A 19,868-nucleotide genomic window follows, 5' to 3' on the forward strand; every position below is an offset into this window, starting at 1 on the left:
CTGACTTGATGCGCCTGAGATCCTGCGCGTTGCTCCTCGGCTCCGTGTTCATCGCGACCGGATGCCTCGCCCGCAGCGGTGGCGCCCCGCGCCCCCAGAACGCCGGCCGCGACCAGGCGGCTCTCGTGCAGGCCGCTGAACACTTCCTCCGCGTCTTCGACAACCTCGAGTGGGAAGCGTTCGACGCGACGTGGAGCTCGTCCCGGTCGGTCTTCTTCCCGTTTCGCGACACGCCCGAGCGCGTCGAGGGTGCCGACGTTGCCTCGCGCTTTCGCCGCTTCTTCGACGAGGTCAAGGCGACGCGCCCCGGACCACCGTATCTGCGCCTTCAGCCACAGGCGTTGCGCGCCGAAGTGCGCGGCGACGCGGGGCTGGTCACCTTCACGCTCGGGCGACGACCGGGCGACGTTGGACGGCGCACGCTGCTCTTCGTCCGCGAGTCGGGACAATGGAAGCTGGCGCATATGCATGCTTCCACCGCGCTCGCCGAAGAGCCGTAGTGGCCGGTCGACCGTGCGGAGCATCGGCGCGCGCGGTATAACGACGCTTGCTGCCGACGAACGCGGGTGCGGATGGCAGTTGTGGGGCGGCCGCCCTGTGGAGTATGGGACGGCCTAGCGGCCGCCCCACAACTGCTTCTTATTGAAGCGTTCGCAGCAGAAGCAGACGTTATGCCGAGCGGAGTGTGTCCATGGAGTGTGCATTCGACTGTGGTGCCACGCTTCACGCTACGCTTTGGCTCTACGGCATGGCGCTCGCGGCCGGGCTCGTGGCATACCGCTGGCCTTGGACAGCAATTCCGCTCGCCATCTATCTGCTGTACTCGCCAGCGGGGATCATCATGCACGGATTCCCGTCTCCACGCGACATCGCGATCGCGTACAGCGGGGTCGTCGTGCCGCTCCTCGCCGCCGTGACGCGCCTGGCATTGCGGCGGAGGTCGGCGCGCCCCGACGGGCCGGCATAACGACGCTTGCTGCCGACAGCCGCGGGTGCGGTGGCAGTTGTGGGGCGACCGCCTTATCGTATGTGGGACAGTCGGCGGCCGCCCCACAACTGCTTTTTATGGAAGCGGCTGCAGCAGAAGCTCACGTTATACGCATCCGGGACGGTCGCGCGTGTGCTTGCGGTCTGTATATGTTCGGCATATACTTAGACTATGCTGGACCTCGCCGCGCTCCTCGCCAACGTCGAAGGCTTCGAGTGGGACGCCGGGAACACCGAGAAGAACGTCCTCGGCCACGGCGTCTCCCAAGGCGAGGCCGAAGAGATGTTCTTCGTCGCCCCGCTGGTCCTGCTCGAGGACGAGAAGCATTCCGCCAGTGAGCGGCGCTTCCTCATCTTCGGCCCCACCGGATCGGGGCGCCTGCTCACCGCCGCCTTCACCGTCCGCCGCAAGCTCATCCGCATCATCTCCGTCCGCGACATGAGTCGCCTGGAGCGTCGCCGCTATGTCGAAGCCCGCTAAGAAGCTCAAGGCTGTCCCCAAGTTCCGCTCCGACGAGGAAGCGGGCGCCTTCTGGATGTCCCACGACGCGGCCGAGTACCTCGACGTGAGCAAGGCGCAGCCCGTGCGCTTCGCCAAGCTACGCCCGTCGACGGCGACGATCTCGCTGCGACTCCCGCAGGCGATGCTCGAGGAGCTGCGCGTGCTCGCGAACGAGAAGGATGTGCCGTACCAGAGCCTGCTCAAGGTCTATCTCGCCGAGCGCATTGCGCAGGAGCGGAAGCCGGCTCGCCGACGTCGGCGCGCGAGCGTATAACGCAGCTTGCTGCCGACGAGCGCAGGTGCGGTAGCGGTTGGGGAGCCACGGCTTCACTTTATGTGAAGGTCTGCCGCGGCTCCCCAACCGCTTTTTATTGGAGCGCTCGCAGCAGAAGCACACGTTATCGCGACTTGTGCCGGGGGACGTTGGATCCGACGCACCGGCGTTGCACGAAGTGCAGCGCGACCCGCGAGCTCGGTGGCTCTTTCTTGGTGGCCCGCTCCGAAGGGTTTTGCGCGCGTGTGTCCCGCCAGGGTCGGAACGCGTGGACGGGTCCCGACCGACGGCCCAGTCCGCTCGACGCGCATCCCTGACGGGTCCCGCGCTGCTTCCGCGATCCGCCGTGCGCGACGCAGGCGCGCGCGATAACGACGCTTGCTGCTGATGGTCGCGGTGCGGTAGCGGGGCTGGGGCGGTCGCTGGCGGCGAGCGGGGACGGCGCGGTCTAGCGACCGCCCCACCCCCGCATTCTATTGAAGCGTCCACAGCAGAAGCTCACGTTATCGCGACTTGTGCCGGGGGACAGGCGGTCCGCCGCATCTTCGTCGCGAGAAGTCCGGCACGATCCGCAGCCACGGTGCCAGTGCTTTGGGGGCCCGCGCCGATCAGTCCTGCGCGTGTGTGTCCCGCCAGACTCCTCGACTTGCGGACGGGTCCCGGCGGATGACCCAGGCCGCTCGACGCACATCGCCTACGCATCCCGCGCTGCTTGCGCGCTCCGCCGCGCGCGCAGACGGCGCGCGCGATAACGACGCTTGCTGCCGACAGCTGCGGCTGCGGAAGCAGTTGTGGGGCGGCCGCCCTATCGAGCATGGGACGGCCTAGCGGCCGCCCCACAACTGCAGCTTATTGAAGCAGCTGCAGCAGAAGCTCACGTTATGCGAACACCGCCGGCATTGACGCGTGTCACGTTACGCGTTACATTTTGGCGTGATCAAGACCTTCGCTGACCGGCAGACCGAGGAGCTCTTCCGCACCGGCAAGGCCAAGAAGGTGCCGGCCGACGTCGCCCGCCGGGCGCTCCGGAAGCTCGACGCCGTCGACGCGGCGCTGCAGGTCTCCGACCTCAAGGTGCCCCCTGGCAATCGCTTGCACGCGCTCAAAGGCGATCGTGCCGGGCAGCACGCCATCTCCGTCAACGACCAATGGCGCATCTGCTTTCGGTTCGCGGACGGCGATGCCTACGATGTCGAGTTCTGCGATTACCACTAGCTGGAGCCTCTCATGAGCATTCCCAACACCAAGCCGCTGGAGCGGCGCCCCATCCACCCGGGCGAGATCCTACGCGAGGATTTCCTGCCGGAGTACGAGCTTTCGGTCACGGCGCTCGCCGAGGCCCTGGGCGTGTCGCGGCAGTCGGTCAACGAGCTCCTGCGGGAGCGGCGCGCGGTCAGCCCCGAGATGGCGCTACGCTTGGGCAAGCTCTTTGGCACGTCGCCGGAGTTCTGGCTCAATCTTCAGCGCAACGTTGACCTCTGGGACGCGGCGAAGGGACTCCGCCGCGAGATCGCGCACATTCATCCCCTGCAAGTCGCATAACGCAGCTTGCTGCCGACGAGCGCAGGTGCGGTAGCGGTTGGGGAGCCACGGCTTCACTTTAGGTGAAGGTCTGCCGCGGCTCCCCAACCGCTTTTTATTGGAGCGCTCGCAGCAGAAGCACACGTTATCGCGACTTGTGCCCGGGGACGTTCGATCCGACGCTCCGGCGTTGGCCGAAGTGCAGCGTGGTCCGCGAGATCGGTGGCTGTTTCTTGGTGGCTCGCTTCGAACAGTTCCGCGCGTGTGTGTCCCGCCGGGGTCGGAACGCAGGGACGGACGTTGGCCGACGGCCCAGGCCGCTCGACGCGCATCGCCTACGTGCCCCGCGCTGTTTCCGCACTCAGCCCTGCGTCCCGCCGGCGCGCGCGATAACGACGCTTGCTGCCGACAGCTGCGGCTGCGGAAGCAGTTGTGGGGCGGCCGCCCTATCGAGCATGGGACGGCCTAGCGGCCGCCCCACAACTGCAGCTTATTGAAGCAGCTGCAGCAGAAGCTCACGTTAGCTGCGCTCATTGGAGGTGGGCTTAGCTCATGGCTGTTGTTCTGATTTGTCCCAGTTGCCAGCACGCCCGGACGGTGTTCCGAGAACCCGTCGCCACGGAATGCCTGCGGTGCAATCAGCCTCTTCCTCGCGAAGCCATTGACGCTGTCAGCTCCAGCTTGGCAGCCGAGGCAGCGCCTCGACCGTTCGGGGTCACTGTCGGTGCCGGCTTCGCGGCGCTATGGGGCGGCGTTGCGTCTCTCATCATCCTAGGGTCCGTGCTCGGCTCTGGGCCGTTTCGGCTCAATGGAGAGATGGTCACGAAACGTGAGTTCCTCGCAAGCGTACCATTTCTCTTCATCGCGGGGGCAGCGGTCTACGCGCTCGGAACCGCCTACTGCGTCTTTAAGCGGCGCTACCCGGCTCGGCGCCTGATGCTGCTGCCTTGGATCGTCGCTATTCTTTCGTACTTCGTCGTGCCGCTTCCTGACGAGGCTACTAGATTCGCCGGCGCGGGCATAGGACTCGTGTGCCTCTTGGTGGTGCTCTGGTACCTCTACCGCAAGTCGAACGTCAGAGCCTATTTCGACCGCATCGAGGCCGCTGCTCCTGCGCGACCGCGCAGCTAACGACGCTTGCTGCCGACGGCCGTGAGTGCGGTAGCGGGTGGGCGGCCACGCCTTCATTTTCTTTCAGTGGGGCGTTGCCGCCCACCCGCATTTCATTGGAACGGCCGCAGCAGAAGCTGACGTTATGCGGAAGGGTCCGAGGGCTGGGAGCTTCCGCCGCGTCGTGCTGCAGATCAGGCGCAGGGGCTCGGGTCCAACGGGTTTTTTTCTTTTGTCCCTCGCGCGTTCGTACAGCTCGGTGCGCGCCCGCTGCGAACTCGATCGGTGATGCGCATGTCGCCCACTCGCGGCGCACCGCCTGGCCTCCGCATAACGAGGCTTGCTGCCGATGGCCGCGGCTAGGGATGGCCTGGGCCGAAGCGGCCTAGCGGCCGCAGGGCCCAGGCCTCTTATTGGAGCGTCCACAGCAGAAGCTCACGTTATGCGGATCGCCGATGGCTTGGAGGCGTCGACTTGCCACAGAATGCTGAGCATTTCTGGTATTCGCGACCGGTGTTCTTCATAGCCGACCTCGCACGCGCACTCCATTTCTACGAAGAGCTTCTCGGCTTCACCAAGAAGTGGCACGAGGCCGATGGCGCGGGTACGGTCTGCCAAGTCGACCGGAGTGATTGCGAGATCATCCTCTGCGAAGACTCCGCACGGACCACGCCGGCTCGCCTGTTCATCGAGTTGAAGCCCGAAGGGCTCGTCGCGCTGAGGCAAGAGCTCGAAGCGCGCTCGGTCCCGCACACGATGGCCCGCTGGGGATACGACGTTGTCCGCGTGCTCGACCCCGACGGTAACGAGCTGCTGTTCCCCATCGACGGCACGCAGGATCGGCCCGTGACCGCATAACGACGCTTGCTGCCGATGGCCGCAGGTGCGGATGGCCTGGGCCGAAGCGGGCTGGCGCCCGCAGGGCCCAGGCCTCTTATTGGAGCGTCCACAGCAGAAGCATACGTTATCGCGACAACCGACTATCTCGTCGCAATGAAGATTTGGGATGTTTCCGACCTCAGCTTCGAGGTGCCAAACGGTTTGGGCGGCCGCCTCGCTGCGTGCCGCGTGCCTTCCCAGTTGGCCGGCGCCTCCCTCACGCGTCGGTATCGCCCGTTCCGCCCTTCGCCCGATGACTTCTGCGAGTTCCGCTACCGCGATACAGACTTCATCATTCTTGAGATGTTCGGCGACAACAGCCGCTTCCTTGTTGCTGCGACTGACTCTCCCAGCGCGCGCGCCGCAGTCGCCGACGTGCGAACAGCCTTTGCCGCCGCCACATGGCTGGGATCGATTCGCGACGCGGCGCGATAACGACGCTTGCTGCCGATGAACGCGGTGCGGTTTGGGTTTGGCGGGGCGCCCGTGATGGCCTAGGCCGGTTGCGGACGCCCCGCCAAACCCTTCTTATTGGAGCGTTCACAGCAGAAGCATACGTTATCACGGTTAAGAAATTGCCGCGTCATCGAAAGCATTCTGATTGAATCGTTTTCGACAGAATTGCGGCGCGGCGCGCTGGCGCGCGATGCCGGGATGTTGCTTCGCGCGTGCGATCGGCGATTTTGGTGTCGGCGGCGGCGGCGTGATACGGCGCGCTGAGCTCAGTCTTCCGGCGCATCGGCGCGCACGTGATAACGACGCTTGCTGCTGATGGTCGCGGTGCGGATGGCCTGGGCCGAAGCGGCCTAGCGGCCGCAGGGCCCAGGCCTCTTATTGGAGCGTCCACAGCAGAAGCATACGTTATCACGGTTAAGAAATTGCCGCGTCATCGAAAGCATTCTGATTGAATCGTTTTCGACAGAATTGCGGCGCGGCGCGCTGGCGCGCGATGCCGGGATGTTGCTTCGCGCGTGCGATCGGCGATTTTGGTGTCGGCGGCGGCGGCGTGATACGGCGCGCTGAGCTCAGTCTTCCGGCGCATCGGCGCGCACGTGATAACGACGCTTGCTGCTGATGGTCGCGGTGCGGATGGCCTGGGCCGAAGCGGCCTAGCGGCCGCAGGGCCCAGGCCTCTTATTGGAGCGTCCACAGCAGAAGCATACGTTATGCGGACTCGCGCGAGTTCACGATCGCACAGTTCCGTCGCGCAATACTGTTCCACGCAGCTCCGACCAGTAGCGCGAGACCGCCGCCGTAAATCATCTGCATCGCCGGGAATCCATGCACGACAATTACTCCGCTGGCGAGTGACACGGCGCCAAGGCCGCCGAGAATGAACGGCCCCCAGCGTCCGTGCGTTTGCGCGCCTTGCCAGAATCCCGTGACCGCTACGGCGAGCGCCAACAGCATCACCGGCCAGAGAATCCCGTCGCGCCGTAGGAATCCCAGCCCGAGCACGGTCAGTCCGGCGATGATGATCGGCGTGCCGGCACAGCAGAGCGCCGCAAGCACCGCGCCGACCACGGCAGCCGCGTCACGCGTCCCCGCTTTCACTGGCGCACCGCCGCGAGCGCCGCGCGCAGCGCTTCCAAGCTCGGCCCGCCGCCGACGGCGCAGCCCGCCCCGCTCATGAGCGCCTTCCGCTCGACATCGACGCCGTTGATCAGAATCGTCGGCGACGCGTAGCCCCGGAGTAGCTCCGGCGTGGAGGCACTCCCTGTGTCCCACTCGCTCCACCGTGTCGCGGCCCCCATCTCTGCCAAGGCGTCCCGCAGCCGCTGACGTGCGGGTGCGGCGTGCGGACAGCCTTCGAAGTACAGGAAATCAATCTGCATCCCTACATCCTCCCGTCGGGTTCGAGCGCTTCGAGTATGGGGCACTCTTCGGTGACTTGGCGTGCATCACACGCGTGAATCAATCGCTCAAGGATGGTGTCCATCCGTTGCAGCGCCGCCAGTCGCTCGCGGACACGCTCCCGCGCACTGACGGCGGACCGCCTGACGGGCTCGCAGCGACGGGCCGACCGCACGCGCAGTTCGAGCAAATGGTGAATCTCATCGAGCGTGAACCCCATCGCTTGGGCGCGCCGGATGAACACCACGCGGCGCACTGCGTCGGCGGCGTATTCGCGGTACCCGCTGGCGGTCCGCCCTTTGGCCTTCAGCAGCCCTCGACGCTCATAGTACCGCAGCGTTTGCACGCCGACACCAGCCGCGGACGCGAGCGCCCCGATGCGCATGGGTAGTTCCATGCATCATGATTAACCCTATACGTTGGTATAGAGTCAAGTCTCCGTCGGCCCGGTGCGCAACGAAGGGGCCGCATAACGACGCTTGCTGCTGTCAGCCACGCTATTGTAGCGCCCGCTGCGCGGGCGCATTTTATGGAGTGTCTGCAGCAGAAGCAAACGTTATAGCGACTCGACTGATTCGCTCGCATTGAGGCATTGTATGAACACTTCTCGGCTCATCCGCGTCTTGTCTGAGCTTGATTCGGACCTCTCCTCCGAGGTCCTTCCAGCCATTCAAGCCCTTGTGCAGACTGCGACCACCGCACGCGACACGCCGGCTCAAGACTTCTCCGAGAAGCTCCAATCCGATCTGTCAGAAGCGCAGGCGATGGCCGAGCGCATGTGGGCCGCTCAGTACCCTCCGAGTGCCCAGAAGATCGTAGTTGCAGCGGGGCTTGCTCCGCTGTGCGGCGAGGCACTGTCCCGCCGCATTGCCGGATGCTTCGAAGGCGCAGCGATGACGCCGGCCACTGCCGTTCGGAAACTCACCGAACTTCAGAAGGAGCTCGACGCAGCTCGGCGCAACGCCTCCGCTGTAGTTGCGGGCTTGGCAAAGCTTGGCATCGAGGAGGTAAACCTCGAAGCGGACGAATACGAGCTTGGCGTGCTACTTCCTGAAACCGCAGCTCACGGCGAGCTCGGAACGGTCAACGAGGAGCTCAAGCATTGGAATCAGATTGTACGTGCGTTCCAAGAGGCAGCGGGGGACGAAGAGCGCGAGGTGCGCATTCGCTCGTTCTCTGACGGAAGCCTTCTCGTCTTCCTTGGCGTCGGTGCTTGGGTTGCACACCACCTCATGACGGCTGTTGAGCGCCTTCTCGCCGCGTACGAACGCATCCTCGACATCCGTCTCAAGCGCGAAGAGCTCGCGCGCCTTGGAGTTCCACCAACAGAGCTGTCGTTGGCAAAGAAGACAGAGAAGGAACTGATCGAGAAGGAGTCAGCCGCGCTTCTCAAAGATCTTACGCAAGCAATCGCGAAGGGGACAAAGGCCGAGCGGAAGCAGGAGATCGAAAGTCACCTAAAGGTTGCCGTGAGCTTGGTTGCCAAGTTTCTCGACAAGGGCGGGCAGATCGAGATCACTGTTCCGCCGATTGATGACCCGGACGCCGAGAACGAGGATTCCGAGGAAGCTGATGAGGCGAGCGCAAAGGATGGCAAGCCGAGTCGAGAACTGCTCGAAGCTCGCGACGCCTTCAAGCGCAACCGCGACCTGGCTAGCCGCGGAGCGAAGATGGCTCGCGTGGGACCACTTCGGCAGGGTGTACTCTTGCTTGAGCCGGGCGAGGACGACAAGAAGTCGAAGTAGGGCGCGCGGCGCTATAACGACGCTTGCTGCCGACGAGGGCAGCTACTGTAGCGGTTGTGGGGCCTCGGCCTCATCTTGAACTACGGTCTGCCGAGGCCCCACAACCGCATTTTTCTGTGAAGCGGCGGCCCGCGTCAAGCCCCAGGTGCGTTGACGCTGTTGCAGTTCTCCGTTGTGCCTGCGCTGCTCGAGGTGCTGCTCATCCTTCTGTTCGCGCTCGCTCGTGAGGCCCGAGGCCTCGGCGCATTGGGGTCTGCGAAGGAATGGTGGCGCCAACTATGGGGCGGCTCTCACCTGCGGCCATAAAATGCGTCGCGCTCACCACTCCCGATTCAGTCATCTCGATCCCACGCAGGTCCTGCCCTTACCCAGCGATCATGCGGCGGACGCCGGCACGGGCTGCGGCGTCCGCAGGTGGCCCGCGTCGTACGCCCGCTGGTCCCGCCACATCGCATAGAGGATGCCCGCGAGCCGCCGCGCCAGCGCGACCGCCGCGATCTTCGTGCCGCGGCGATGCAGGATGCGCTGCGCCCACGCCCGCAACACCGCGGTGTCGCTTGACTTGGAGCGGAGGATGCGCCACGCCGCCTCGACCAGGAGATAGCGCGCGCGCCGGTTGCCCGCCTTCGTGATGTGGCCGAGTCGCCGCTTCTCGCCCGAGCTCCGCTCCCCGGGCACCAACCCGAGGAAGGCCTCGAACTGGTGCGCCGACGGGAACCGGCCGATGTCATCCGCGATCGCGACGATGCCGCTGGACGTCACCGGCCCGACGGCGGGGGCCGTCTGCAGCAGCGCGACGATCGGGTCCGTCCGCCCGAGCGCCGCGATGCGCGCGTCGGCGGCCGCGATCTGCACGTTCAGCGGGGCGAGCACCGCGATCAAGGGCGCCAGCTCGGCCGCCAGCACCGGCGAGAGCGGGAGCGCGGTGAGTCGTTCGACAAACCACGCGGCCGTGCTGTTCGGCACGCGCAGGCCGTCGCGGCGCACGAGGGCCTTGGCGAGCGCGATGCATCGCGTGCGTGTGCGGACCAAGGCCTCGCGCACCGCCAACTCGGCGCGCACATGCCGCCGCGCCGCCGAGACGCGGTGCGCCGGACGATAGGCGCCGAGCCGGAGCGCGTCAGCCAGGGTCCGCGCATCGCGCTTGTCCGTCTTCACCCGCCGGCTGCGCGTGGCGTACATCGGCGCGAAGTTCGGGTCGGCGACGACCACCTCGTGGCCCAGCGCCTCCAGGTGACACGCGACCCACTCGCTCTCGGTCGACGCCTCGACGAGGATCCGCGCGGGCGGACGCGCGCCCAGCACCGCGGTGAAGCGGTCACGGCTCGTGACGATGCGTCGTTCGGTGACGCCGCCCTGCCCGTCGAGGATGCAGAGCTGGCTCTCGCGCTTGTGGAGATCGATGCCTATCATATCCATGGCGGCTGGCCTCCGCAGTGTGCCCCGTCGCGAGACGGTGAGCACGGTAGATGGTATGGGGCAGAACCTTGCACCCGTGGATGGGCGGAGGTCCAGCCGCCGCTTCATACCAACTATGGGAGCCCTCGCAGCAGAAGCAAACGTTAGCTTGACCAACACTCATTGAGCGAGATTGAATGGCCTGGGTAACGCCGCTGCACTCGCGCTCGCAGGTGGATGCCGCTGGGGCGTTTCTTGCGACGTTCGACTTTGAGAGCCCTCGCTTTCTCGATGCGTACGAGGTTTTGGACAACTGGCGCTCCGCCCACGCGCTTCCGTTGCATTCCATTCAGAAGACGCTGCGGCGAAGAGCTCGCGCGGTTTATCCTCACGCGCTGCTGGCGCAGCGGCTCAAGCGCGTCTACTCCACCGTCGAGAAACTCCGACGCTTTCCGGGAATGAAGCTGTCTCGGATGCAGGATATCGGAGGCTGTCGAGCCGTAGTGACATCCGTACGTCAGGTCCGTTGGCTTGAGGCGAGGTATCTTGCCGACGGAGAGGTGATCGCGAGCCACAAGGACTACATCTCAGAGCCCAAAGAGTCCGGCTATCGCGGCGTTCATCTTGTCTACCGCTACACTAGCGACCAGTCACCAGGCCACAACGGGCTTCTCGTCGAGTTGCAAGTACGCTCGCGACTCCAGCACGCGTGGGCGACAGCCGTTGAAACCGTGGGGACTTTCACTTCCCAGTCCCTGAAAGCGAGTGAAGGGGCAGAATCCTGGCTGCGATTCTTTTCTCTTGTCAGTTCTGCGTTTGCATTTATGGAACGCTCTCCGCTCGTGCCGGGCACTCCGACCAGTGCACGCGCGCTTCAGAAGGCAACCGCCGAGCTGAGCTCTGCCCTTAGTGTAAAGAGAATGCTTTCTCTGTACGGCGGTGCGCTCAACGTCACCGCAGATCCTGAGCGCAAGTCTGCACACTACTTCCTCCTGTCTCTCAATCCCTCCGACGCCGCCGGATCTCCTAACTCCCTCGAGATTCGACAGTACAATCGCGACGAGTTCCGAAAGGCCAGCGAGGAGTATGCAGAGCTAGAGCGTAGTCTTCGTCCAGGTTCTGGTGCGCAGGCGGTCCTCGTTGCGGCGGACTCGCTAAAGTCCCTGCGGCGAGCCTACCCTAGCTTCTTTCTGGATACCACGCGGTTTCTCGATGCACTTGATGACGTACTGAGCGGCCCGGGTCGCTCGTCAGCACGTGTCAGGTAGGCGCGCGGCAAGCTAACGACGCTTGCTGCCGATGAACGCGGTGCGGAGTGGGTTTGGCGGGGCGTCCGTGATGACCTAGGACTGGTTGCGGACGCCCCGCCAAACCCTTCTTATTGGAGCGTTCACAGCAGAAGCACACGTTATCACGGTTAAGAAATTTCCGCGTCATCGAAAGCATTCTGATTGAATCGTTTTCGACAGAATTGCGGCGCGAGGCGCTTGCGCGCGATGCCAGGATGTTGCTTCGCGCGTGCGATCGGCGATTTTGGTGTCGGCGGCGGCGACGGGGTGCGGCGCGCCAAGCGCAGTCTTCCGGCGCACCGGGGCGGACGTGATAACGACGCTTGCTGCTGATGGTCGCGGTGCGGATGGCCTGGGCCGAAGCGGCCTAGCGGCCGCAGGGCCCAGGCCTCTTATTGGAGCGTCCACAGCAGAAGCATACGTTAGCCGGACTTCGATGCATCGTCGCTGGGCAGCACTCCTCGCTTCGACAGTTGCGCTCGCGGCTTGCTATGAGCGGTACACGATCTACAGCACGCCATCGACCGCAGACAGTTTCATCGCAGGCGGGCTTCCGTGCCATCCTGCGGCGCAGCCGCTGTACGCCGGCGACGCGTTCATCTGGCTCGCGATCTCACCGACACGGTTGGAGCAGTCAGACGATGCGGCCGACTATTCACTCGTGATCGGACTCGCCGCTCCCGACTCAACGCCGCGCACGATTCATGTTGAGCGCGCTGTGCTCACGCGCCCGCAGGTGTCGGGCGACAGCGTGCTCTTCCGCCTCGACACACCACTTCGTGCCTCAACGCGTCCGAACCCGGTACCGGACGCGCGCAGCCAGGGCACGTGTGTGACCGACGCCACAGTGGCCTATGCGTCGGTCGTCCTCGACTCAACCATCTCCTTACCCACCGCCGCCGGTGAGGTGCTGCGGCTTGAAGTCGCACTGACGGTCTCGCATCCCAACGGCAGCGTCAGACAGACCCATCGCGTGGAGTTCCGCAGCTCGCGCCGCAGAGTCCTCAGGACGATCGTCTAGATTGGAGCGCGGCCGGCTAACGACGCTTGCTGCCGACGGCCGTGGGTGTGGTAGCGGGTGGGCGGCCACGCCTTCATCTTCTGCCAGTGGGGCGCGGCCGCCCACCCGCATCTTATTGGAACGGCCGCAGCAGAAGCACACGTTATGGCGACCAGGGCCGGCGTTGCAACATTCGAGCAGTTTCGCCATTCTTTGACTATGGTTGACCGGTCCCAAACCCTCGAATCACTGACGGCCCAGGAGCGCATCGCGCTCATTGGCCGTCTCTGGGACAGCCTAGATCCGGCCGCCGCCGCTCCGCTTTCCCCCGCCCTCGCCGCCGAGCTCGATCGCCGCGAAGCGGAGGCCGACGCGGACCCGGATGCGGGCATCCCCTGGACCGCGCTCCGCGACGAGCTCCGCACCCGGCTCCGCTAGGTGCCGGCCCTCATCGTCCGGGTCCGCGCGCGGGCTGAGATCGATGAGGCGTTCGAGTGGTACCGCGCCCGGTCACCCGGTGCGGCATCCGACTTCCTCGACGCCGTTGATCAGGCACTCACGCACATCGCCGAGGCGCCAGAGCGCTTCCCTGTCGTCCGGGGGCGCCTGCGTCGATTGTTGCTGGTCGGCTTTCCGTACGCCGTCTACTACAAGGTCTTTCCGCGCTCGATCAGTGTGGTCGGCGTCATCCACGGTCATCGCCATCCCGACACGTGGCTTGAGCGCGCGGCGCCATAACGCCGCTTGCTGCTGACGGCCACGGTATGGATGGCGCGGGCTGCGCCCGCGCGTTCTATTGGAGTGTCCGCAGCAGAAGCAAACGTTATACAGACCGAAGCTTGCTCCGAGCTGTATCAGGCTTTACCTTCCGTGTGTACCCTCCGGGAGGCAGCGATGGCCAAGACACGCCGCGTGATTCGCCGCAAGAACATGCTCATCGACCAGCGGAAGCTGGACGCCGCCAAGGCCGCACTCGGCGCTGAGACGGAAACGGCCGCCGTGGACGCCGCCCTAGACCTTGTCGTCTTCCGCGCCGAGGTGTTCCGCGGCTTGGATGCCCTCGTCGCCGCCGGCGGGCTCGACGCCCCGACGCGCCGCGCCGGGTGATCTACACGCTCGACACGAACGTCCTTGTCGACGCCCTCCGGCAGCCGGCGGAACTCGACCGGCTGAAGGCGTTCCTGAGCTGGGCCTTGCCGTCCACGGTCCTCTCCAGCGTCGTCGTGGCCGAGCTGACGGCGGGAGCGCGGACCCCGAAGGCTCGGGAGGCGCTCGAGCAGCAGTTCCTCGCGCCCTTTGAGCGACGGGGGCGGATCCTCGCCCCGAGCGCAGCAGCGTGGAGGCGCGCAGCGACCGTCGTGGGCGCGGCGCCGTCGGCCAATCGGCTCAGCGACGTCCTGCTCGCGTTCCAGGCGCGCGAGTTCGGCTGGACCATCGTCACGCGGGACGCAGACTTCACCGCGATCCGCCGCAGCGTCACCGGACTCAAGGTCGCCGCTCCGTTCCCCGCCCGCCCGTAGGTCCGGGCCGCGGCTGTATAACGATGCTTGCTGCTGTCAGCCACGCTATGGTGGCGCCCGCTGCGCGGGCGCATCTTATGGAGTGTCTGCAGCAGAAGCGAACGTTATGGCGACCAGGGCCGGCGTTGCAACATTCGAGCAGTTTCGCCATTCTTTGACTATGGTTGACCGGTCCCAAACCCTCGAATCACTGACGGCCCAGGAGCGCATCGCGCTCATTGGCCGTCTCTGGGACAGCCTAGATCCGGCCGCCGCCGCTCCGCTTTCCCCCGCCCTCGCCGCCGAGCTCGATCGCCGCGAAGCGGAGGCCGACGCGGACCCGGATGCGGGCATCCCCTGGACCGCGCTCCGCGACGAGCTCCGCACCCGGCTCCGCTAGGTGCCGGCCCTCATCGTCCGGGTCCGCGCGCGGGCTGAGATCGATGAGGCGTTCGAGTGGTACCGCGCCCGGTCACCCGGTGCGGCATCCGACTTCCTCGACGCCGTTGATCAGGCACTCACGCACATCGCCGAGGCGCCAGAGCGCTTCCCTGTCGTCCGGGGGCGCCTGCGTCGATTGTTGCTGGTCGGCTTTCCGTACGCCGTCTACTACAAGGTCTTTCCGCGCTCGATCAGTGTGGTCGGCGTCATCCACGGTCATCGCCATCCCGACACGTGGCTTGAGCGCGCGGCGCCATAACGCCGCTTGCTGCTGACGGCCACGGTATGGATGGCGCGGGCTGCGCCCGCGCGTTCTATTGGAGTGTCCGCAGCAGAAGCAAACGTTATGCGGCAGGGTCCGAGTCCACGAAGCTTCCGAGGCGTCGCGGCGAAACGCCGGCTCGCCGTGCGCGCCCCCCAACACACTTTAGGTGGTCCGTGCGGAAGGATCTACGCGCGGCGGGGGCGACCGGATCCCAACGCGGAGCGCAGGGCGCCGAATCGCGGCGCTACCGAATACCTCCGCATAACGCGGCTTGCTGCCGACAGGTGCCCTTGGTAGCGCGGGCTACGCCCGCGCGGTTTATTGGAGCACCTGCAGCAGAAGCGTACGTTATGGCGATGAAGCCGTGACACGCGCATTCCCACAGTGGGTAGTACGCGCATGATGTCTTGGACGAGACCGGCCGTGCGGCCACGAAGCTACCGGGTTGTCGCGCTCGCTGCTATGCTCGCGAGCTGCGAGGCGCCTACCGACCCGAACGCATCGCGTGTGCGGCTGGAGATGGGCACCCAGTCCATCTACGCCGACGCGATGGCCCTGCTCGAGTCGCACGATAGCGACTCCACGGTCATCGTCGGGCATATCCTGTTCCCAGGCAGTCCGTACAGCGCCAGTGCGCGTCTCCAGACGGGGCCCGGCGAGTGGACCGTCGTCTTGCGCGCCGTTCCGCTCCCCAACTGTTGTGCCGATGTGCTCAACACGCGCGCGTATCGCTTGCGGATCGCGGGCACGCTACCGGCCGGGACGCTGCTCCGCGTGGTGCATAGCTACCCGAACACCGGCTGGGCAGCCGATACCATTTTCGAACGCACGCTCGCGCCCATCGCCCTCCAGCGCGCCACGCCATAACGCCGCTTGCTGCCGACAAGCGCGGGGAAGGTAGCGGTTGTGGGGCCTCAGCCTCATCTTGAACTACGGTCTGCTGAGGCCCCACAACCGCATCTTGTTGGAGCGCTTGCAGCAGAAGCACACGTTAGCTGGACTTCGGAGGGTTCGAGTGGAGGCAAAGGAGGAAACCCTCGCGGCGAAGAATGAGGTGGAGTCCCACTTTGTTCTCGGTCTAACCGAGGCTGACTATCGTCCCTTTGAAGCGGCCCTCGGGGGTGTTCCCCAGAGCGTCGCACGCCACTTCTCCTTCTTTCGTGACGCAGTCGAGGCAGTAGTTGAGACGACTAGCACGCCTTTTACGATCTCATTTGACGCCGCACAGCGGGCGGCCGAGAAACACCACCTTCTCTTGGACGCGATACATTCGCTCAAGGATGAGCGCGCCACCCCCCTGACGCCTGGCGAGGCCGAGAAGGCTGCCGCCGCTCGTTTAGATCGAGTTAGAAGTCTACTTCGCGAGAAGTACAGTGCGGACGAGGGCAGGTACGAGATATTTCGCGAGGCTGCGCGCCCCCTCATCTTCGGACATCGCTCCGGGACTCTGGTAAAGTTGGCGCGCGAGCTCCTCGCCCAAGGGGCTGTCGGTCTCTGGGGGTGTTTCGAAAGCCTTGCCAAAGACGTCGCGCGCTCCGTGGTCAACGAGTCGCCGTCACTTGCTAGAGCGGTCCTCGACGACCCAGTTGCGAGTAAGCACTTCGAGTTTCCACGAATGTCTTACGATGATCTTGCCAAGTCATCGTTTGACTTCTCGGGAAAGGTTGGAGATGTCTTGTTTGGAAGCCGTGATTTCAGCGACCTTCGAAGACTGAAAGCGGCACTCCATGCGCTATTTCCTGATCGCCCTGAGCTCCGCGAAGCACTGGGTCGACCTGAACTCTGGCGACTTTGCCAGGACCGACACCTGATCGTTCATCGTCGCGGGCTCATCGACGAACAGTATCTCATCAACACAGGGCAGGAGCTGGCAGTAGGCGATCTACTAGTCCTGACTCCTCGCGAGTTTCTGGACCGCGCGCGGCTAGTTCTCGCTGCTGGAGCAGCATTGGCACAAGCCAGCACAGGGCGCGCCGCCAGCTAACGACGCTTGCTGCTGACGGCCACGATGAGGATGGCGCGGGCTGCGCCCGCGCGTTCTATTGGAGTGTCCGCAGCAGAAGCAAACGTTATACGGACGCGGCGCGCTCGCGCAGCTCCGTAGATTTTCCAAGAACCCTCAATCCCGCACCGTGACCGCTGCCGTCCTCCTCCATCGCTGTGCCCCGATTCTTGCGCTCACCCTGCTGAGTGCGTGCGGTGCCAGTCACGGAACCTCAGGTCGAAGCGACTGGACTTCGAACGTCAGGATGTTCGAAGCAGAGCTACGGGAGCTGCAGACTGCGCTCGCCGTACCCGGCATCGCCTATGTCATCGTTTCGGATAGCGGTCCGATCGCTTCCGGAGCGTTCGGTGTCGCACAAGCGGCAGACAGCGCCCCGTTCGCGACGTCTACGCCGCTGCGCATCGCGTCAGTTACAAAGTCTATCACTGCGATTATCGCCCTGCAGCTCGTCGATGAGGGTCGCTTGGACCTCGATGCACCGGTACGCGAGTACGCGCAAGGCTTGTCGCTTCCTGACGATGTGTCGGTGCGGCACCTGTTGTCGCACGCGTCCGAGGGCACCATTGGCAGCGAGTATGTCTACTCCAGTTCACGCTACGCCATGCTCGGTCGCGTGATCGAGGCCGTAACTGATACGAGTCTTGATGTCGCGATGCACGCTCGCGTCCTCGAGCGCGCGGCGATGCGGCCGTATCCTTCACCCGACTTGGGAGCGCATGCCGCCCTCGTATCAACTGTCGACGACATGGGGAGATACCTCACGGCGCTGGAGCGCGGAGTGCTGCTGCCGCCGCAAGCACTAGAGCGACTTGCGGTGCCCTCACGCACGCCGTCTGGCACACCACTCCCAGTGAGCCTGGGCTGGTTTGTTCAGACCGTGCAGGGGCGGCCTGTGATGTGGAGTTTCGGTCAGGATGATCCCGAGCACTCTGGTGCCCTGCTGATTCGCCTTCCCGAACAGAAGCTCTCGCTGTTCGTGCTCGCCAACTCCAACGTGCTCAGCGACCCCTTTCGCCTCCTGATGGGTGATGCGACGAAGTCGCCATTCGCGATGAGTTTTCTACGCCTGTTCGCGTTCTCGCCAGCAGGCGCGCCGCAGAGTCGCCCGGCGCGAGCCGACTCTGCACTCGCCACCGCGCTTGACGGGCACGAGCGACGCTCGGACTATCGGTACCGTGACGAGCTTATCGGCTGGGCACTGGTTGACCTCTGGACCGACGATCATGCTGGTGCGAAGCGAAAGTTTGATATCGTACGGCAACGCTACCGCAGCAACGAGCCTGACCCGGTTCTTCACTTTGCTAGCGCGCGCCTCCAAGACTCCAGCGTCCGAAGGTCCGCGCTGCTAGATGGCGCGCTCCTGCTTCGAGCGCATCCGGAGAATCGCTGGATGTTGCTGGCGCAGGGTTACTTGCTTCAACAAGAGGGACGTGTCACCGAAGCGTCAGACACTTTTCAACGCATTCTAGACCTGCCGAATCAAGAACCGGACTTCCTTCGCCGTCTCTTCAGATTCTGGAGCTGGATGGCTATGGCTCAGATGACCGCGCCTCACGATCCGGCGCAAGCGCGCGCGTACCTGCAGAACATCGTGCAGAGCGGCGTCACGGGCGAGATGCTGGCCGACACGCGGCGAATGCTTGATAGTCTCGACCGGCAGCGGCTGCACTGAGGCTGAGGCCCGATCGGATGGGCGCCGTATAACGACGCTTGCTGCCGACGAGCGCGGGTGCGGTAGCGGTTGTGGGGCCTCGCCTTCATCTTCTGTAAGGTTTGGCGAGGCCCCACAACCGCGTTTTATGGAAGCGCTCGCAGCAGAAGCTCACGTTATGCGGCAGGGTCCGAGTCCACGGTGCTACGGATGCGTCGCGACGGATCGCCGACTTGCGGGGCAAGGTCCTGAACGGCTTTTCGGGGGTTCGAGCGGATGGTCGCGTGCGCGTCGGCGGGGGGCGCTCCTCGCGTCGCGCAGGGCGCAGGTTTCCCGCGCGGCGCCAGGCCTCCGCATAACGCGGCTTGCTGCCGACAGGTGCCCGTGGTAGCGCGGGCTACGCCCGCGCGGTTTATTGGAGCACCTGCAGCAGAAGCGTACGTTATGCCTACTGGCTGCATTCGCTTTGGAGAATGAGATTAGGGACGCTATGCGACTGATGATGACACGGCCAACTACGAACTCGCTCGTAGTCGGTGCTCTCCTGGTGCTCCACGGCTGTTCTGTACCCGAGCACAAGGAAGAGCCGGCACCGGCAGCCGTCCCTCCTCAGATTTTCCAACCCGAGAGCGGCATTGATGCTGGGCGGTGGGTGCGCGTCGATGCGATGATCGAATCAGAGTCTGCGCGTCGCGCTCGCGCGCGCAGAAGCGGCCTGAGCATCGAGCAGGTTCAGCCTCAAGCTTTCGGGCTCATAGTGAGCGTCGTCTTTCCTGACATCGAGATGGGCATCGCGATATTTCGCCAGAGCAAAGTCTACGCGCTGGATGGCATCGCCAACCGCATTTTTGTAGACCAGAGGTACATCTATGCGAAGGGCTTTTTGTCCCCGGAGGTACTCAGCATCTCGGAACGCGGCTGGTCGGAGCAGTACTCGGCTTCCCAGTCCCAGCTCTCGCTGCTCAATGACCTTGCGAACGCAGTGCTTGGAGGCGGAGGGTACAAGGAAGCCCATGAGGCAATGGGCTACTTTGGACCACTAGCGCTAGCTGGCGCCCCCAAAACGGGGGAGTACGAGCGTGAGGTGTCGTGGCTGGTAGGGGTCCAGCAAGTGGACAGTGCCTACTTTCGAGTGGGCTCAAAGCCGGGAGTAGGCAATCGAATCGTGACTCAGTTTGTCCCGAAGCCATAGCGCGAGTCGAGCACGTTTCACGCTGCGACAGCCAGAGTCCGACGCGCGAGGCATAACGACGCTTGCTGCTGATGAACGCGGGTGCGGAGTGGGTTTGGCGGGGCGTCCGTGACGGCCTAGGCTTGGTTGCGGACGCCCCGCCAAACCCTTCTTATTGAGCGTTCACAGCAGAAGCACACGTTATGCGGCAGGGTCCGAGTCCACGAAGCTTCCGAGGCGTCGCGGCGAAACGCCGGCTCGCCGTGCGCGCCCCCCA

26 protein-coding genes are annotated in these 19,868 nt (G+C 64.7%); 22 read left to right on the plus strand and 4 right to left on the minus strand.

Annotation, left to right across the window (positions count from 1 at the left end; genetic code table 11):
• Positions 1–8: 8 nt before the first annotated feature.
• The 9 genes from KF689_11710 (at position 9) to KF689_11750 (ending at position 5,708) form a co-directional block, all read left to right on the plus strand.
• Positions 9–500: a nuclear transport factor 2 family protein gene (locus KF689_11710; protein MBX3134035.1), complete on the plus strand. Its 492-nt coding sequence runs from the start codon at positions 9–11 to the stop codon at positions 498–500.
• A 248-nt stretch (positions 501–748) separates the two neighbouring features.
• Positions 749–967 (plus strand): hypothetical protein, encoded by a 219-nt coding sequence (locus KF689_11715; protein ID MBX3134036.1) that lies wholly within the window; start codon positions 749–751, stop codon positions 965–967.
• A 192-nt stretch (positions 968–1,159) separates the two neighbouring features.
• Complete coding sequence (locus KF689_11720) at positions 1,160–1,468, plus strand: BrnT family toxin (GenBank protein ID MBX3134037.1); 309 nt, start codon at positions 1,160–1,162, stop codon at positions 1,466–1,468.
• Positions 1,452–1,763, plus strand: coding sequence for a BrnA antitoxin family protein (locus KF689_11725; GenBank protein MBX3134038.1), 312 nt, complete (start codon positions 1,452–1,454; stop codon positions 1,761–1,763). Before KF689_11720 ends, KF689_11725 begins: the two co-directional genes overlap by 17 nt.
• Positions 1,764–2,696: 933 nt before the next feature.
• Positions 2,697–2,978 (plus strand): type II toxin-antitoxin system RelE/ParE family toxin, encoded by a 282-nt coding sequence (locus KF689_11730; GenBank protein ID MBX3134039.1) that lies wholly within the window; start codon positions 2,697–2,699, stop codon positions 2,976–2,978.
• 12 nt (positions 2,979–2,990) lie between these two features.
• Positions 2,991–3,305 (plus strand): HigA family addiction module antidote protein, encoded by a 315-nt coding sequence (locus tag KF689_11735; protein MBX3134040.1) that lies wholly within the window; start codon positions 2,991–2,993, stop codon positions 3,303–3,305.
• A gap of 795 nt (positions 3,306–4,100) precedes the next feature.
• Positions 4,101–4,415 carry a hypothetical protein gene (locus KF689_11740; GenBank protein MBX3134041.1) on the plus strand — a complete coding sequence of 105 codons (315 nt, stop codon included), beginning with the start codon at positions 4,101–4,103 and terminating at the stop codon, positions 4,413–4,415.
• A gap of 492 nt (positions 4,416–4,907) precedes the next feature.
• A complete protein-coding gene (locus tag KF689_11745) occupies positions 4,908–5,252 on the plus strand; it encodes a hypothetical protein (protein MBX3134042.1) in 345 nt (114 codons plus the stop codon).
• A 135-nt stretch (positions 5,253–5,387) separates the two neighbouring features.
• The gene (locus KF689_11750) at positions 5,388–5,708 is read left to right on the plus strand and encodes a hypothetical protein (protein MBX3134043.1); all 321 of its coding nucleotides are present in this window, start codon (positions 5,388–5,390) and stop codon (positions 5,706–5,708) included.
• 729 nt (positions 5,709–6,437) lie between these two features.
• Here the strand turns inward: KF689_11750 and KF689_11755 are convergent.
• From KF689_11755 to KF689_11765, 3 genes are read right to left on the minus strand one after another with little or no spacing between them, the layout of a single operon-like run.
• A complete protein-coding gene (locus KF689_11755; protein MBX3134044.1) occupies positions 6,438–6,827 on the minus strand; it encodes a MerC domain-containing protein in 390 nt (129 codons plus the stop codon).
• Complete coding sequence (locus KF689_11760) at positions 6,824–7,108, minus strand: hypothetical protein (GenBank protein MBX3134045.1); 285 nt, start codon at positions 7,106–7,108, stop codon at positions 6,824–6,826. Before KF689_11760 ends, KF689_11755 begins: the two co-directional genes overlap by 4 nt.
• A gap of 2 nt (positions 7,109–7,110) precedes the next feature.
• Positions 7,111–7,524 carry a heavy metal-responsive transcriptional regulator gene (locus tag KF689_11765; GenBank protein MBX3134046.1) on the minus strand — a complete coding sequence of 138 codons (414 nt, stop codon included), beginning with the start codon at positions 7,522–7,524 and terminating at the stop codon, positions 7,111–7,113.
• Positions 7,525–7,723: 199 nt separating this feature from the next.
• Between KF689_11765 and KF689_11770 the strand changes: the two genes are divergently transcribed.
• Positions 7,724–8,872 carry a hypothetical protein gene (locus KF689_11770; GenBank protein MBX3134047.1) on the plus strand — a complete coding sequence of 383 codons (1,149 nt, stop codon included), beginning with the start codon at positions 7,724–7,726 and terminating at the stop codon, positions 8,870–8,872.
• Between the two features lie 375 nt (positions 8,873–9,247).
• Here KF689_11770 and KF689_11775 read toward each other — a convergent pair whose 3' ends face one another.
• Complete coding sequence (locus KF689_11775) at positions 9,248–10,285, minus strand: IS110 family transposase (GenBank protein MBX3134048.1); 1,038 nt, start codon at positions 10,283–10,285, stop codon at positions 9,248–9,250.
• 182 nt (positions 10,286–10,467) lie between these two features.
• Between KF689_11775 and KF689_11780 the strand changes: the two genes are divergently transcribed.
• From KF689_11780 to KF689_11835, 12 genes are all read left to right on the plus strand, one after another.
• On the plus strand, positions 10,468–11,538 hold the full coding sequence (locus KF689_11780) for a RelA/SpoT domain-containing protein (protein MBX3134049.1): 1,071 nt from the start codon (positions 10,468–10,470) through the stop codon (positions 11,536–11,538).
• A gap of 457 nt (positions 11,539–11,995) precedes the next feature.
• Positions 11,996–12,580 (plus strand): hypothetical protein, encoded by a 585-nt coding sequence (locus KF689_11785; protein MBX3134050.1) that lies wholly within the window; start codon positions 11,996–11,998, stop codon positions 12,578–12,580.
• 198 nt (positions 12,581–12,778) lie between these two features.
• A complete protein-coding gene (locus KF689_11790) occupies positions 12,779–12,997 on the plus strand; it encodes an addiction module protein (protein ID MBX3134051.1) in 219 nt (72 codons plus the stop codon).
• Positions 12,998–13,297 (plus strand): type II toxin-antitoxin system RelE/ParE family toxin, encoded by a 300-nt coding sequence (locus KF689_11795; protein ID MBX3134052.1) that lies wholly within the window; start codon positions 12,998–13,000, stop codon positions 13,295–13,297.
• A 156-nt stretch (positions 13,298–13,453) separates the two neighbouring features.
• A complete protein-coding gene (locus KF689_11800) occupies positions 13,454–13,666 on the plus strand; it encodes a hypothetical protein (protein MBX3134053.1) in 213 nt (70 codons plus the stop codon).
• Positions 13,663–14,079 carry a type II toxin-antitoxin system VapC family toxin gene (locus KF689_11805; GenBank protein ID MBX3134054.1) on the plus strand — a complete coding sequence of 139 codons (417 nt, stop codon included), beginning with the start codon at positions 13,663–13,665 and terminating at the stop codon, positions 14,077–14,079. The genes KF689_11800 and KF689_11805 overlap by 4 nt, the downstream gene beginning before the upstream one ends.
• A 160-nt stretch (positions 14,080–14,239) precedes the next feature.
• Positions 14,240–14,458: an addiction module protein gene (locus KF689_11810; protein MBX3134055.1), complete on the plus strand. Its 219-nt coding sequence runs from the start codon at positions 14,240–14,242 to the stop codon at positions 14,456–14,458.
• A complete protein-coding gene (locus KF689_11815; protein MBX3134056.1) occupies positions 14,459–14,758 on the plus strand; it encodes a type II toxin-antitoxin system RelE/ParE family toxin in 300 nt (99 codons plus the stop codon).
• Positions 14,759–15,226: 468 nt separating this feature from the next.
• Positions 15,227–15,631, plus strand: coding sequence for a hypothetical protein (locus tag KF689_11820; GenBank protein MBX3134057.1), 405 nt, complete (start codon positions 15,227–15,229; stop codon positions 15,629–15,631).
• 148 nt (positions 15,632–15,779) lie between these two features.
• A complete protein-coding gene (locus KF689_11825) occupies positions 15,780–16,748 on the plus strand; it encodes a hypothetical protein (protein MBX3134058.1) in 969 nt (322 codons plus the stop codon).
• A 265-nt stretch (positions 16,749–17,013) separates the two neighbouring features.
• Entirely contained in the window at positions 17,014–18,441 is a 1,428-nt protein-coding gene (locus KF689_11830) for a beta-lactamase family protein (GenBank protein ID MBX3134059.1), read from the plus strand.
• A 469-nt stretch (positions 18,442–18,910) separates the two neighbouring features.
• Positions 18,911–19,612 (plus strand): hypothetical protein, encoded by a 702-nt coding sequence (locus tag KF689_11835; GenBank protein MBX3134060.1) that lies wholly within the window; start codon positions 18,911–18,913, stop codon positions 19,610–19,612.
• The last annotated feature ends 256 nt before the right edge of the window (positions 19,613–19,868 follow it).

Source organism: Gemmatimonadaceae bacterium, assembly GCA_019637355.1.
Taxonomy (GTDB): domain Bacteria; phylum Gemmatimonadota; class Gemmatimonadetes; order Gemmatimonadales; family Gemmatimonadaceae; genus Pseudogemmatithrix.

What these genes read in the sequence shown, in the direction of transcription:
- KF689_11775 (MBX3134048.1), bottom strand. Translation starts at nt 10,285, where the DNA reads ATGATAGGCATCGATCTCCACAAGCGCGAGAGCCAGCTCTGCATCCTC.
- KF689_11750 (MBX3134043.1), top strand. Translation starts at nt 5,388, where the DNA reads ATGAAGATTTGGGATGTTTCCGACCTCAGCTTCGAGGTGCCAAACGGT.
- KF689_11760 (MBX3134045.1), bottom strand. Translation starts at nt 7,108, where the DNA reads ATGCAGATTGATTTCCTGTACTTCGAAGGCTGTCCGCACGCCGCACCC.
- KF689_11830 (MBX3134059.1), top strand. Translation starts at nt 17,014, where the DNA reads ATGTTCGAAGCAGAGCTACGGGAGCTGCAGACTGCGCTCGCCGTACCC.
- KF689_11835 (MBX3134060.1), top strand. Translation starts at nt 18,911, where the DNA reads ATGCGACTGATGATGACACGGCCAACTACGAACTCGCTCGTAGTCGGT.
- KF689_11765 (MBX3134046.1), bottom strand. Translation starts at nt 7,524, where the DNA reads ATGGAACTACCCATGCGCATCGGGGCGCTCGCGTCCGCGGCTGGTGTC.
- KF689_11785 (MBX3134050.1), top strand. Translation starts at nt 11,996, where the DNA reads ATGCATCGTCGCTGGGCAGCACTCCTCGCTTCGACAGTTGCGCTCGCG.
- KF689_11735 (MBX3134040.1), top strand. Translation starts at nt 2,991, where the DNA reads ATGAGCATTCCCAACACCAAGCCGCTGGAGCGGCGCCCCATCCACCCG.
- KF689_11780 (MBX3134049.1), top strand. Translation starts at nt 10,468, where the DNA reads ATGGCCTGGGTAACGCCGCTGCACTCGCGCTCGCAGGTGGATGCCGCT.
- KF689_11720 (MBX3134037.1), top strand. Translation starts at nt 1,160, where the DNA reads ATGCTGGACCTCGCCGCGCTCCTCGCCAACGTCGAAGGCTTCGAGTGG.
- KF689_11820 (MBX3134057.1), top strand. Translation starts at nt 15,227, where the DNA reads ATGCTCGCGAGCTGCGAGGCGCCTACCGACCCGAACGCATCGCGTGTG.
- KF689_11770 (MBX3134047.1), top strand. Translation starts at nt 7,724, where the DNA reads ATGAACACTTCTCGGCTCATCCGCGTCTTGTCTGAGCTTGATTCGGAC.
- KF689_11800 (MBX3134053.1), top strand. Translation starts at nt 13,454, where the DNA reads ATGGCCAAGACACGCCGCGTGATTCGCCGCAAGAACATGCTCATCGAC.
- KF689_11725 (MBX3134038.1), top strand. Translation starts at nt 1,452, where the DNA reads ATGTCGAAGCCCGCTAAGAAGCTCAAGGCTGTCCCCAAGTTCCGCTCC.
- KF689_11710 (MBX3134035.1), top strand. Translation starts at nt 9, where the DNA reads ATGCGCCTGAGATCCTGCGCGTTGCTCCTCGGCTCCGTGTTCATCGCG.
- KF689_11740 (MBX3134041.1), top strand. Translation starts at nt 4,101, where the DNA reads ATGGTCACGAAACGTGAGTTCCTCGCAAGCGTACCATTTCTCTTCATC.
- KF689_11810 (MBX3134055.1), top strand. Translation starts at nt 14,240, where the DNA reads ATGGTTGACCGGTCCCAAACCCTCGAATCACTGACGGCCCAGGAGCGC.
- KF689_11790 (MBX3134051.1), top strand. Translation starts at nt 12,779, where the DNA reads ATGGTTGACCGGTCCCAAACCCTCGAATCACTGACGGCCCAGGAGCGC.
- KF689_11715 (MBX3134036.1), top strand. Translation starts at nt 749, where the DNA reads ATGGCGCTCGCGGCCGGGCTCGTGGCATACCGCTGGCCTTGGACAGCA.